General features: G+C 60.2%; 9 protein-coding genes. 1 reads left to right on the forward strand and 8 read right to left on the reverse strand.

Features of this window, described 5'->3' with window-relative positions; all coding sequences use genetic code 11:
• Window positions 1-40: 40 nt before the first annotated feature.
• The 5 genes from BLU75_RS10355 to BLU75_RS10375 all read right to left on the reverse strand — a co-directional run bounded on the left by BLU75_RS10355 (window position 41) and on the right by BLU75_RS10375 (window position 6,474).
• Window positions 41-268, reverse strand: a complete 228-nt coding sequence (locus BLU75_RS10355) for a hypothetical protein (RefSeq protein ID WP_084376672.1) — start codon at window positions 266-268, stop codon at window positions 41-43.
• 99 nt (window positions 269-367) lie between these two features.
• Window positions 368-913 (reverse strand): hypothetical protein, encoded by a 546-nt coding sequence (locus tag BLU75_RS10360; RefSeq protein WP_084376671.1) that lies wholly within the window; start codon window positions 911-913, stop codon window positions 368-370.
• 402 nt (window positions 914-1,315) lie between these two features.
• Window positions 1,316-2,260 (reverse strand): alpha/beta fold hydrolase, encoded by a 945-nt coding sequence (locus BLU75_RS10365; protein WP_084376670.1) that lies wholly within the window; start codon window positions 2,258-2,260, stop codon window positions 1,316-1,318.
• Window positions 2,261-2,572: 312 nt separating this feature from the next.
• Window positions 2,573-4,828: an ATP-dependent DNA helicase gene (locus BLU75_RS10370; RefSeq protein ID WP_084376669.1), complete on the reverse strand. Its 2,256-nt coding sequence runs from the start codon at window positions 4,826-4,828 to the stop codon at window positions 2,573-2,575.
• Window positions 4,825-6,474: a VRR-NUC domain-containing protein gene (locus tag BLU75_RS10375; protein ID WP_084376668.1), complete on the reverse strand. Its 1,650-nt coding sequence runs from the start codon at window positions 6,472-6,474 to the stop codon at window positions 4,825-4,827. Before BLU75_RS10375 ends, BLU75_RS10370 begins: the two co-directional genes overlap by 4 nt.
• Window positions 6,475-6,662: 188 nt before the next feature.
• On the opposite strand from BLU75_RS10375, the gene BLU75_RS10380 reads away from it, so the two are divergent.
• Complete coding sequence (locus BLU75_RS10380) at window positions 6,663-6,887, forward strand: YgdI/YgdR family lipoprotein (protein ID WP_084376667.1); 225 nt, start codon at window positions 6,663-6,665, stop codon at window positions 6,885-6,887.
• A gap of 67 nt (window positions 6,888-6,954) precedes the next feature.
• Here BLU75_RS10380 and BLU75_RS10385 read toward each other — a convergent pair whose 3' ends face one another.
• The 3 genes from BLU75_RS10385 to BLU75_RS10395 form a co-directional block, all read right to left on the reverse strand.
• On the reverse strand, window positions 6,955-8,802 hold the full coding sequence (locus BLU75_RS10385; protein WP_084376666.1) for a polyurethane esterase: 1,848 nt from the start codon (window positions 8,800-8,802) through the stop codon (window positions 6,955-6,957).
• A 110-nt stretch (window positions 8,803-8,912) separates the two neighbouring features.
• The gene (locus BLU75_RS10390) at window positions 8,913-11,990 is read right to left on the reverse strand and encodes an autotransporter domain-containing protein (protein WP_373863634.1); all 3,078 of its coding nucleotides are present in this window, start codon (window positions 11,988-11,990) and stop codon (window positions 8,913-8,915) included.
• Window positions 11,991-12,107: 117 nt separating this feature from the next.
• Complete coding sequence (locus tag BLU75_RS10395; RefSeq protein WP_084376664.1) at window positions 12,108-13,460, reverse strand: TolC family outer membrane protein; 1,353 nt, start codon at window positions 13,458-13,460, stop codon at window positions 12,108-12,110.
• Between the last annotated feature and the right edge of the window lies 1 nt (window position 13,461).

The raw sequence follows: 13,461 nt of genomic DNA on the forward strand, positions 1-13,461 counted from the left end.
ATGGGTTCCTCTTCTGGCGGAGTGTGCATGCTCGCCTCCTCTAGCCGCCCTGAGTATCGATGTCGGCATCTGTTTCGGGCTTGGGTTCGGGTTCCGGCTTGAAGTCAGGACTGAACTCATTCTCCTTGGCGACCGGGTCCGCTGGCGGTTTGCGGTCCTTGGGGGCCGCCGCGCCGGTGTCGGCCGCCGGGACATCCTCACGACCACCGTCAATGGCCGGATCGTTCCTGTCGCTGACTTGTGGATCTGGGTCGTCGGTCGCGTTCATCTCTACCTCTTTACCGGTTCATCAATACGTCTATGCGTAAAGTTAAGGTCTTGTCGGCCAGGATGAAGTTCCTTCAAATTGTCCGCGGCTGATCAGTGGTCACGCACCGGGGTTGTCCACCTGGATATAAAACGAAAACGCCCCAAGCACAATCCAGAACACCATGAACAACCAGGGCGTGCGTACTGAAAACAACAGTGACTTGCGGTAACCCTTGTGGGTCGATTCCATTTCGCTGAACAACGGTGATTCATCGTAGGCCAGGCCCATCATCGGCTCGCTGCGCAGCAACTCGCTTTGTTTGAAGTGCCAGTGATCAATAATGTCGTAGGCCGCCCGAATACCCGGCCAGGCGTTGAGTGAACTGAGCACCCCAAGCAGCGCCAGAAACAGCGGCACCACCAACGTGAACAGTTTGCTCCACTCCGGATTGAGATTGCCCATACCGGATACAAAGGCAATCACCAGAAACGATTGCGCCGTGAGATAGGCGTCGGTGCGGTTAGCCAGAATACTGGTTTCGTATTGGATTTCCCGACGATAGAAATCCAGTCGGTCCTTGGGCGAACCAAATATCCTGGCGTTGCATTCATCGTGGTCGCTCAGCGCCGATTCCGGGTCTTGCGGGCGAATGATCCTAGGCACAAAAGGTGATCCTCACAGTACTTGTTTGTTTTAGAAGAGCCGGCGCTGCCCTTAGTTCAAGTGGATCATTCGCACCGTCCTGGAGCACTCATTGCGACTCCCACGCACCGGCGTTGAGCATGCCGGGTGAATCAGGCGGCTTCCTGCAAGGTCCAGCCTGCCACAGATGACGACAGGAGCAATTCGCAGTTCTTACCTGGAAGTGGTTTAAGACGGGCACGGGTGGGCGACAAGCAGTTCAAGGGTACCGAGTTCGAAGCGCCCCCTTGTAGGAGCGAGCGTGCTCGCGAAGAATGTCAACGATAACGCGTGCATTCTGGATAAACACGGCGCCTTTGAGTTCTTCGCGAGCAAGCTCGCTCCTACCGTCCTCGCCCCGAAACTGTCGAACCTGGGCGCGGTTCAGGACGGTGTTCTCATGAGAAAGTCGAGCAACAGTGTGTTGACCTGCTGCGCCTGTTCAACCTGAATCCAGTGCCCACAATCCGCCAGTACGTGGGATTCCAGTCTCGGCACCACCTCAGGCATGCGTTTGAGGGTATGGGCTTCAAACACGCCCACCGGATCCCGGTCACCGATCAGGAACAGCGTCGGTTGCAGGACTTTTCTGCCGGCGAGGAACTCGGTGCGCTGCCAATTGCGCTCAAAATTACGGTACCAGTTCAACGGCCCGCGAAAGCCTTCAGCAAACGTCTGCAGGTAAATCTGCAAATCTTGCTGACTGCACCAATGGGGCAAGGCAGCGGGTTGCACCACGTCGTCGAACAACTTGGCCGTGGCGGGCTTTTTCTGCAGAAACACATCCTGATCCTGCATGAACAGCCGCAAAGTGCGCTCGACATCAGCGTCCAGTTCCTTTTCCGCCACACCCGGCTCCTGGAAATACAGGATGTAGTTGAACCGATCAGCATTCAGCTCGCGCATTATCTCGATCACCGGCCTGCGTGCGCGACCGGCAAACGGTACTGACATCGTCACCAATGCCGCGACACGCGCCGGCTCCAACAATGCAAGATGCCAGGCCACCACCGCGCCCCAGTCATGGCCGACCATCGATACCTGGCGATGGCCGAAAAAATCCATGCCAGCCTGGATATCCGCGCACAGGGTCAGCAGGTCATAGTCGGCAATCCCGGCCGGTGCGCTGCTGCGCCCGTAACCGCGCATTTGCGGGGCAAATACCCGGTATCCAGCCGCCACCAGCGCCGGTATCTGCTCACGCCAGGAATGCCAGCACTCAGGGAAACCATGGAGCAGCCAGACGGGTGGGCCGCACTCGGGACCTGTGATGTGCAGGCTCAGTTGAATGCCGTTGACTTGGATCGTCTGTTGTTCGGGGGTATACATCACTCGGCTCCTTGAGGCATAGGCATCTACACAACTTATTTCCTTGTGGCGAGCGGGCTTGCCCCGCGTTGGGCTGCGAAGCAGCCCCAGTTACCCGAATGCGGTGTATCAGATACTCCGTGGCTGCTTCGCAGCCCAACACGGGCGATGCGGCGTTCCGACAAGCCCGTTCGCCACACAACAGCCCTATCCACAGGGATTTAAGCGTTAAGGCAAAATTGTGTAGATGAGGGGACGGGACAGACCTGAGACTGACGCACCCCTGCAGCCTTCGCCAGCATCATTGATGCCGGGAATGGCGCCTCTCACGCGTCAACTCAGCGACCACCAGCGCGGCAACAACTGCCTGACCTTGGGCTCGGCGAAGCGATCATCGATCAGCATCACCGTACCCTGGTCCTGTTGGGTGCGAATCACCCGGCCCGCCGCCTGTACGACCTTCTGGATCCCGGGATACAGGTAGGTATAGTCATACCCGGCGCCAAAAATCGCCGCCATGCGCTGCTTCATCTGTTCATTGATCGGGTTCAACTGCGCCAGCCCCAGGGTGGCGATGAACGCGCCGATCAGGCGCGCGCCCGGCAAGTCGATGCCTTCACCAAACACTCCGCCCAACACCGCGAAGCCTACGCCCTGGCTGTTCTGGGTGAACTGATCGAGAAAGGCCTGGCGTTCGGTTTCAGCCATCCCGCGCGCTTGCTGCCACAGCGCGATGTGGGGATAGCGTTCGGCCAACAGCTGCGCCACTTGTTGCAAGTAATCGAAGCTGCTGAAAAACGCCAGGTAATTGCCCGGCTGACGCTGGAACTGTTCGGCGATCAACTCGACGATGGGTGCCAGGGAAGCCTGGCGATGAACAAAGCGGGTGGAAATCCGCTCGACGATGCACACGTGCAACTGTTGCGCCTGGAACGGCGATTCGACGTCAATCCACGCGGTATTGGCCGGTAAACCGAGCAAGTCGGTGTAGTAATGCCTAGGGCTCAAGGTCGCGGAAAACAACACGCTGCTACGGGCTGCCGTCAGCCGTGGTCGAAGAAATTCGGCGGGCACCACATTGCGTAGGCACAGTCGTGACAGGGCGCGCTTGGCAAGCGGTTCGCGCTGGGTGATGTCAAAGATGAACTGCTCGTTGAACAGCTCCGCCACCTTGGAAAACTGCAGCGCATCGAAGTAGAAACGTTGCAGATCACCGCCCAGCGCCTGTGGATGGTCATTGAAATACTCTCCCATGGCGCGGGTGCATAACGCCAGTGCCTGCAGCAACTTTTCCGGTTTGGCGGCATACGCCTGATACGGTGCAAGCTGCTCCTTGTGCAGCGCATTCCATTCGCGGTTCAGACGCTGCAAAGATTTTTTCAAAGGCTCAGGCGCCGTGGTACGCAAAGCCTTGAGGGTGTACTGATCCAGCTCGGCGCTGTACATCGAACGACCACGCTCCACCAGGTTATGCGCTTCATCCACCAGCACCGCGACACGCCACTGGTTGAGCTGGGCCAAACCAAACAGCAGCGCGCCGAAATCAAAATAATAGTTGTAGTCGGCGACCACCATATCGGCCCAGCGCGCCATTTCCTGGCTCAGGTAATACGGGCACACCTGGTGGTCCAGGGCCACTTCCCGCAGCTGGCGCTGATCCAGCAGGCGCACTTTGGCCGCGGCTTCCCGCGCCGCCGGCAGGCGATCATAGAAACCTTTGGCCAATGGACAGGAATCACCGTGACACGCCTTGTCGAGATGTTCACAGGCTTTATCCCGGGCCACCAGTTCCAGGACCCGCAGCGTCAAATCCGGGCTGCTGTCGAACAGCACTTGCACGGCATCCAGCGCCAGCTTGCGGCCGGGGGTTTTCGCCGTGAGAAAGAACACCTTGTCCAACTGCTGGGGCGCCAGGGCCTTGAGCAGGGGAAAAATCGTACCGAGGGTTTTACCGATGCCGGTGGGCGCCTGCGCCATCAGGCAGCGCCCAGTGCTGACCGCCTTGTACACCGACTCGGCAAGGACGCGCTGGCCGGGTCGAAAATCGTGGTGGGGAAACCCCAGAACCCGGGCCGCGGCATCTCGGGCCTGGCGCCGCTGCATTTGCTGCTCGGCCCAGCCGAGAAACAACGCGCATTGGCGGTTGAAAAACTGTTCCAGCTCAGCGGCCTGGCAGGTCTGGCGGACCAGGGTTTCACGCTCACTGACGATGTCGAAATACACCAACGCCAGGACAACCTCGGCAAGGCCCAGCTTCTGGCACATCAACCAGCCATACACCTTGACCTGTGCCCAGTGCAATTGCCGATGATTGACGGGTTGGGCCTCAAGGTCGCCACGGTAGGTCTTGACCTCCTCCAATTGATTGCGGTCAGGGTCATAACCATCCGCGCGGCCCCTGACAGTCAACTGTTGATAGTTACCCTCCAGCGCCACTTCGTTCTGGTAATGGGCGCTACGTCGGGAGGCCACGGTGCGGTGGCCGACAATCCCCTCCTGGGCGCTGGGAGACGGCGTGAAACGCAAGTCGAGGTCACCGACCTTGGCGGTGAACTCACACAATGCACGAACCGCGACGGTGTAGCTCAAGCCCCCTGCTCCGCCCACCGCACATAACAGACCGTGACCGGCATCTGATGCTCGCCACAAAACTCCAGCCAGCGCAGTTGGTTGTCTTGCAAGCGGTCGCCAGAGCCTTTGACTTCGATCATGCGATAGGTCTTTTGCGCCGGCCAGAACTGGATCAGGTCCGGCATCCCGCTGCGATTGGCGCGGATATCCAGCAACAGACGGGCGAACCACTGTCGCAAGTGCTCGGCGGGCAGGCAGTCAAGGGCCTGGTCGAGCAGTTCTTCGTTCAGCGCGCCCCAGAACACGAACGGTGACTGGATCCCCCATTTGTCGAAGTAACGTTGGCGAATGGTGGTTTTGTAGCGCTCGTCCTGCAGTTCATCCAGGCAGGCAGCGAACAGTTCGGCACGGCGTTGATGAAAGTCTTCGCTGTGCAGGTCCACCGGACCCCGCTGGAACGGATGGAAAAACGCGCCCGGCAACGGCGCGAAAATCGCCGGCCAGCACAACAGCCCAAACAGCGAATTGATCAGGCTGTTCTCGACGTAATGCACCGGCGCCGCTTCATCGTTCAGGTGCGTCTGGACGCAATACTCCACCGCCGCCAGCGGTTGCGGAAATGGCAGTTCCAGATCCAGGCGCAGAATCTCCCGTGGCGTTGGCTTGGGCAATGCCGGCTCGCCCAGCTTGCGTCGCAGCCGTGGCAGAACCCGCAACAGATGCTGCTGCTCGGCCGCACTGTGGGGGGCGGTTTGTGCCTGCACCGCCAGCGCCATCGCCGCGCCAATGTTATCCCGGCGCTCCAGTACCCGGATCAATCGCGCCCGTGCACCGGGATGCGCGCAACGCCGATAAATCACCTCGGCCAAGGCCAGCTCGGCGCGCCGCTCGCACTGTTGACCGAGTTGAAACAACAGCTTGGCCCGACGCTTTTCCAGCCACGGGTTATCGGTGTTCAGGGTGGCGATTTGTTCCAGCACGCTTTCCAGTGCGGCGCCGGCCTCAAGGGCCTGCTGGCATTGGTGAAGGAACAGAAATCCGTAGACATCGTCGCGGCTGCGCAAGCCACGGGACTCGGCGCAGAACTCGACTTTTTCGTAGGTATAGATGCCCAGGTCCGCCAGCACGAATTCCGACCAGTCCTGGTACAGATTGCCGAAGAACATCAGGCGCAGGCGATCGCAGAGGTCCATGACCGTCAGGCTGTAGAGCGGCTCCGCGATCTGCGGAGACCATTGCTGGAAGCTCCGGGTCTCCGGGAACTGCGCTGCCAGCATCGGTAGCCAATCGGCCTTCTTGCCCCGGGGCTGCTCGATCCAGGGTTTGAAAGCCGCAAGCACTTCACCTTTGTGCAGCAACCCAAACAGCTCGCTAAACGTCAGCAAGCCCTGCCTGTCCACCCAGCCCTGTTCCAGCAAGGGCGCGATCGCCGCGCAGGTCGAGCCGATCTCGACATAATCCAGCTTGTTGGCGCGAAAGTGCCGACCTTTACGCATGACCATACGCACCAGCAAGGCCTGGGAGGCTTGCGGCAAGCGATCGAATTGCTCAATGAAATGTCGTTCCTCGCGATCCAGCAAATCGGCATAGCGTTGCCCGAGCCAATCGAGCACTTGGCGGAAGTTATGCAGGTAATAGAAAGGATCTTGCAGGGGATTGGACATTGCAGGCACTTGATCGAACACTGTTTATGCATACAGATTGCCGTTCATGGCCCGCCGTTGCAATCAGTAATAGATCAGTGGCTCACGCAACTTTTTGCAGAAAAGTGATCAGATGCAGGGGAATGGCGTAACATTTACGGTCCGACGCCGCTAAGGCACGGACTTTTGAAGAGTGAAGGTAAGGGTAAATGAACATGAAGCACTTGGGGCTGCCGCTGGTTGCACTCACTTTTCTGGTGTTGGCCGGTTGCTCGACACCCACCGTCGTGACGTTACAGAACGGTACCCAGTACTTGACCAAGGACACGCCGAACGCCAAGACCCCGGACGGTTTCTACGAATTCACCGATATCGCCGGCAAGCGAGTACGGGTCAAGGCTGCGGATGTCGCGACCGTGATCAAGGAAAAGTAAACCACTCACCTGACAGCGGGCCGAATCAGCGAAGCTTCTGCCCTTCGATAATTCAGCCCGCTGCGTATCACGCGAGGATAATGGCGTCTGCCGACAGGCTATCCAGCCCTACCCCCACCAGGGTCACCGAATCGGCGCCAAAACTCAGCACCGTATCGCTCCCCACCGTCTTGGCATGCTCAAGGTAGTCGTACTGCCCGTTCACCCCGTCTACTCCCATGAACACCAAGGTGTCCGTCGATTGGTAGCCGACAACTCGGTCCTGGCCAAAGTGCCCGTCGAACAGCAAGGTATTGCCACCGCCACTCACTTGCAGCAAGTCATTGCCGCCACCGCCGACCAACACATCGTTGCCTTTGCCACCGATCAGATGATCATTGCCCTCCAGGCCAAACAACCATTGCCCGCTATCGTTGGCCTTGAGCAGGTTGTCGCTGGCATCGCCCTTGACCGACGAGGCATAGGCGGTGAGGTCGCTGCCCGCCCGCAAGCCTTGATCCGTGACGGTGTGGGTCACATGCTTGGAGAAGAAAAACAGGCTGCTTTCCTTGCTCACCAACGCGCCTATATCACGGGTCACGCTGATGCCGCCATGGTCGTCACGGAGGTACAGAGTGCCGGCACCGTCATTGGCAACCTCGACGCCTTTCAACGACTGCTGGATGTCCAGGGTGTTGAAGCCCGAACCCCCGAGCAGCATGTTGTAGCCGCCGCTGTCGCGGAAGGTGTCGTTGCCCGCGCGCCCTTCCAGATAATCGTTGCCCTTGCCGCCCTGGATCAGGTCGCTAGCGTCGCTGCCGATGATGAATGTGCTGCCCTGATGAGTCTCGGCGTTGCGGTTGAGGTCCTGCACCCAAGTAGTGGCTCGGGCCGGGTCGGACAGGTTGGCAACGATGATGGTCGAGTCACGCGTGGTCAGGTCATAGAACCCGGACTCAAGAATGCGCGTCATGCCATCACCGTAGCCGGTGGGCAAATGCGAGACCCAGGTCGCCAGGTTGGCGATGGAAAACGGCAGTGCGTTCCACAATGACGAAGCGTAGTGATCGTTGAAACTGACGATGTTATCCGCGCTGGACGCATGCCCCTGATCGTGTACGCCAAGGGACGATAGAGTGAAGGATGAGCCGTCAAGGACACGAAACACCGGGTCGTTTTCATAACCGATGTTCAACACCTTGTCGCCGGCACTTTGGGTCGGTGAGGCATAGGCCACGTAGTTGGCATCCAGGTAGAACCCTGACCAGGTGCTGTCGCTCAGGTCCGCCATGCTGTTCACGGCGAGACCACCCAGGCTATGGCCGCTGACCAGTACGTCCTGGCCGCTCAGTCCCTGGGCACTGGCATATTCGGCAACCTTGCCAAGCAAGGTGCCGAAGGCTTCACCCGAGTAGTTCTTTGCATAGTCCTGTGGACCGAAGGCCGCCAACAGATCGCTGATCACGTCGCCAATGGAATCCGTGATCAGGGTTTCCCTAGGGCCCGAGGTCCCCCGAAACGCGATACCGATTTCCAGTAGTTTGCCGGCATCGTCGTACTTGTCCAGAACCTCCACCTGAGCGCTGGTGTAGCCCGGCTTCTCGCCAAAAAATGTGCCCCGAGCGTCGACCTTCCCCGCGTAATCAAGGGTGCTGGCGCTGATCGGCGTCCAGCCGGCCTTTTGCACCGCTTCCAGGGCGGCTTTTTCCGAGTCGGGGTTCCAGGGAATTCCCGGGATCACGCCTTGCGAGTCAGTGCTGCCAAGCAGCGCCTGTACCAGGGTGGCAGGCAACCCGATGCCCATGCCGTGTTGCTGATAGCCCTCGGCAAAGCCATTGTCCAGGTTGTGATAGGAATACAACGTGATCGCCATGGCATCGGCGAACAGTGCTTTGGAGTCCTCGGTTGCGAGGTTTTTGTAGTCATAGACACCCATGGTATTGCCTCTCTTTTGTTGGAATTGTCGAGAAAGCTAAAACGGTTGGAATGTGCTGAATGTGGGAGCACCGGCTCCCACATTGTCCTTCGTGTACTAAAAATCGGGCATCAGAACGCCCAATCCAGGCTCAAGCCCACTCCATGGGTCTTCTCCTTGCTGGCCAGCAGTCCGTTGTAGTCAACGTTCACCCGTGCGTCCTTGGTCAGCGCCAGGCTGACTCGAGCGCCCACGACGGCCGCATCGCGCACCATCGGCGCACTTTCTACCGCGAAGGAACTGCCGCCAGAGGCAAAGGCCAGGTGTTGCTCGGCGTCGGTCGAGCTGAGGTTGTGCTGCCAGCCCAAGGTGCCGGAAACATCCAGTTGTTGATGATCCGTGAGATTGAAGGTCTTCAACGCCCGCACGCCCAGCGTACTCAGGACCAGATCGCGGGTGTCATCACCACTTCGCAATGCGGCAGCGTCGCCCTTCTCGCTGAAACCGTCGGTAGCCAGATGGATGTAGGCCAGGTTGGCGAAAGGCTCAAGCGCCAGTGGTTGCAGATTCACACGGTAGGCTGCTTCGGTGAACACTTGAGTCGTGCCGGCGTCGACTTTGGCTTTCTGCTTGCCGGACACGTTGCCGTACTGCAGGTCGCGTTTTACATCGGCGCGATGCCAGCTGTAGCTGGCCCCGCCGCTCAAGCGCCAGGCGCCGATCTCATGCCCGGCATAAGCGCCGAAATGGTAACTGTCCACCGCTGCGCGGGAGTGCGTGCCACTGCCCATGTTCAGCGAGGTGTCGCTATAACCGACCACCAGGCCCAGGCGCGTGTCCTCGTCCAGCGCGCCGTCGACGCCTGCCAGCATGCCGCCGATGGACGTGGTGTAGCCCGCCGTATCGCTGCGGCTATCGGTCTTGCCCCAGGCCCCCAGCGCCTTGACCCACACGTTGCCACGGCTGTCGATGGTTTGAGTGGTCGTGCCCATTTCACCTTGCTGCAAGCGCTCGCCCACCGCTTCGCGCAGGTAGCGGCTGTCATTGATCAGCGCGGTTTCCAGGGCCGGGTAGATTTCCCCGCTCAACTGTTGAAATGCCCCTTGGGCCGAGGCCGCGTCGGGGGCCAGCAGCAGGCTTTCATAGACGCCATTACCGGCCCCCAATTGCTCGGCGGCAGCCGCCACGGAGCGCTGGTTGTGGGTGGTCGCGATACTGGCGAAACTGTTGGCGTTGCGCCCGACGTCCAACTGCACGCCATTGGCCGCATAGTTGAGCGTGCCACCGAGAAACAGATAGTTGGGCAACACGGCGCCGAAGCTGCCCGTGATGCCACCAGCGGCCTGCAGAATGTTGTATTGGCGACCGATCAGGCTGTGCGCTTCGCTCTGGCTGAGCAGCGTCGCGCTGTTTTCCAGCGCCAGGGTCACGTTGCCGCCGTTGAGCGTGGCCGTGCCACCAGCCACGATTCGGTCGCTGGCGCTGTCCGACAGCTCCACCGCATACGTGGAACCGGCATCGAAACGCACATCCCCGGCCACGTTCAAGGTGCCGATGGAGTTTCCCGGCGCCACCGTGCCGCCACTGCTCGCGATCAACGAACCCACCGTCCCGGAACCGCCGAGCACGCCGCTGTTGCCGACCGTGACCGCCGAGGTCAGCGAACCCGTGACCGCCAACAGACCCTGGTTGACCAGGGTCGGCCCGCTGTAGGTGTTGGTGCCGCTCAACACCAGCGCACCGATGCCCTGCTTGGTCAGGCCGCCGTGACCGGAAATATCATTGCTCCACACATCCAGTGCGCAGTGCACATCGGTACACCGGCGTTGGGTCGGTTTGTCCGCGTCGACCACGGCGCCAATCCCTGGCAAGTCCGCGACGAACTGGCCGCTGCCATAGGCACCGTCGATACGCAACTCGAACGGAATATCCTCTGCGGTGACCAACATTCCAGGTCCGTTTACCGCCTTGCCCAGGTTGATCATGCCCCAGCCGTACAATGCGTCGATGCCCGGCGCGCCGAGGTCGGTGGCGGTAGTTTTCAGCAGCGTCGAAATCTGCTCGCCACTCATGTATGGAAAGCGCTCCATCAGCACCGCGGCACTCCCGGCAACATGCGGCGCGGCCATAGAAGTGCCGTTGAAGTTTGCGTAATCCGTGGTGAGGTTTTCCAGGGACGTGCCGTTGATCACCGAGCTGTAGATTTTCGTCCCCGGCGCCGCCACGCAGAAGCTTGCGGCGTAGCCACAGCGCGACGAAAAAGTGCTGATCACATACGGGTCGCTGCTGGCGGTGTCCGGGTTCTGCTGCAAGGCTGCTACCGAAAGCCAGTTGGGGGCGATTTCCGGCACAAAATACGCCAGGCCCGAAATGGCATCGGGGTTGTTGCGGTTGTAGTCGTTACCGGCAGCAAAAATCGTCAGCACACCGCTGCGGGCGGCATCGATAGCGCCTTGATAAGCGCCGCCGGCATGGGTGCCGAGGATCGGCCGAATGTTATCGAACTGCGCCTGGGCTTCAACCACCGTGAAATTGGGGAATGCCGGATCCCGCCCGCCCTTGGCGTACTGATCACCGATGCCGATGCCCCAACTGTTATTGATGATCCTCGCGCCGCTGGTCACCAAGGCATCCCAACCGGCCTTGTACACCGCGCCATCGTTGCCGAGGATGATCCCGTCTTCCGGCCCCGGATCACCGTTTTCAGCCGTGATGATCTGCGCATCGAAGGCCACGCCATGCATCGGCCCACCGTCACGGTTGCCCGCTGCAATTCCCCCGACGTGTGTGCCGTGGTTACCCAGCTTGCCGTTGGATCCCAGGGACGGCGTGCCGTCGTAGCGAAACGCATCGCCGGCCTTCACCGGAATGTAGGGGTCGGTGTATTGGCGGATGCCTTCAGTGACGAGCGTCACTACTTTGCCGGGGCTGGCGAACTCCGGGTGCTGGGCGTAGACCGGCTGATCGAAAATCCCCAGCTTCACGCCCTTACCGGTATAGCCGGCGGCGTAGGCCGCGTCGGCATTCACCGCGCCCAATCCCCAATCGGCCTTGAACTCATCGCTGCGCCAACTGGCGACATCGCCCAGTTTGCCGGTTTCCACGTAGGGTGCGGCCTGGGCGGTTCCCAGGCTGGCCAGGCAACACAGCAACGCGCCGTATGGCACGCCGCTCAAAGCCTTGAGCGGGTAGCCCGGGCCTGTTGGGATGGCGGATTGAAACCCTCGTCGTTTTGCGTTCACGGTTACCTTCCTTAGTTTTGTCGCGTTTGTTGTTCTTGTGGGCATCTACACCCCCCGGCGTAGCAGCTGGCATCCAGCCAGCCATTAACGCTGCGCACGGCCAAAAGCCTCGTCCACCTTGGCCAGGTCGGTGTCGCGCAAGTTGCCGGCGTAGTAATGCAATTTGGTCCAGGCCATCAGGTAGTCGTAACGGGCCCGGGCCAGGTCGCGACGGGTGCTGTACAACTGCTGCTCGGCGTTGAGGGCGTCGAGATTGACCCGCTCGCCCCCAAGGATGCTGTGCTTGGTCGAGACCACCAGCGCTTCGGCCGAAGCCAGGGCTTTCTGATAGGCGCGCAGCTTGCTCACGCCCGACAGGCAAGCGCTGAACTGACGTCGCAGTTCGATCAGGGTCTCGCGGGTCTTGCCTTCCAGCTCATATTCGGCCTGCTCCATTGCACGGCTGGCCTGGCGAGTGGACGCTGATACGCCACCTCCGGCATACAGCGGCATGCTGACCTCGATACCGATGGTGTTGGTGTCGTAGCGCTGGTTGTAGGTATTACCGCTGTCGGATTCCTGTTGTCGCGAGCTGGCGTAGGCCGTGACCGTCGGCAAATGCCCGGCACGGTTGCGCGCCACTTCCTGGCGTGCGATTTCCACGGCCTGGCGCTGGGAGGCCAGTGTCGGGTTGTTGGTGATTGCCAGCTCGTGCCAGGTGTCATAGTTGGCCGGCGTCAGGGTAAAGGCGGCAAAATCCTCGTTCAGCGGCGCCAGGTCGGCGATATCGACACTGCGTACACCGAGCAACGCGCCCAACTCCCTGAGGGCAGCATCCTGTTCATCGAGCGCCTGGATTTCCTCGGCGATAGCCAGTTCATAGCGTGATTCCGCTTCAAGAATATCGGTACGCGTGCCCTCGCCTTGCTCGAACAGATGCCGGTTCTGCTGGAATTGCTGCTCAAAGGCGTTTTTCTTGGCCCGCGCAATATCGATCTGATCCTGGGCGAACAGCGCCTCGGTGTAATACGTCAGCACGCGCACCAGCAGCGCCTGGCTCTTGTCGCGAAAACTCTCGTCGGCAAACAGCGCCTGGGCCACGCCCTTGCGGTAGTTGGCATAGGCTTCGTAGTCGAACAACGGTTGTTGCAGGGTGAACGTCGAGCCGTAGCTGTTGTAGTTGCGATCGTCGTGATAATTGCCCCCACGCCCATCGGGCAAGGTGGCCTGGGAGTTATTGCGGCCCTTGTTGTAGTTGTACGACAGCCTGGGCAATAGCCCGGCACGGCCAATCAGGCGGTTTTCCAGGCCGGCGTCACGCTCCTTGACGGCACCGAGGAACACCGGGTCGTTACGCAGGGCTTGTTCGTAGACATCGAACGGCCCCATGGCCGCCTCGGCGCTGCCGCATCCCAGCAGCAAGGCCGTGAGCAGCTGTCTTGAATACCTGAAAGCCATG

The sequence above is a fragment of the Pseudomonas mucidolens genome, assembly GCF_900106045.1.
In the GTDB taxonomy this organism is placed as follows: domain Bacteria; phylum Pseudomonadota; class Gammaproteobacteria; order Pseudomonadales; family Pseudomonadaceae; genus Aquipseudomonas; species Aquipseudomonas mucidolens.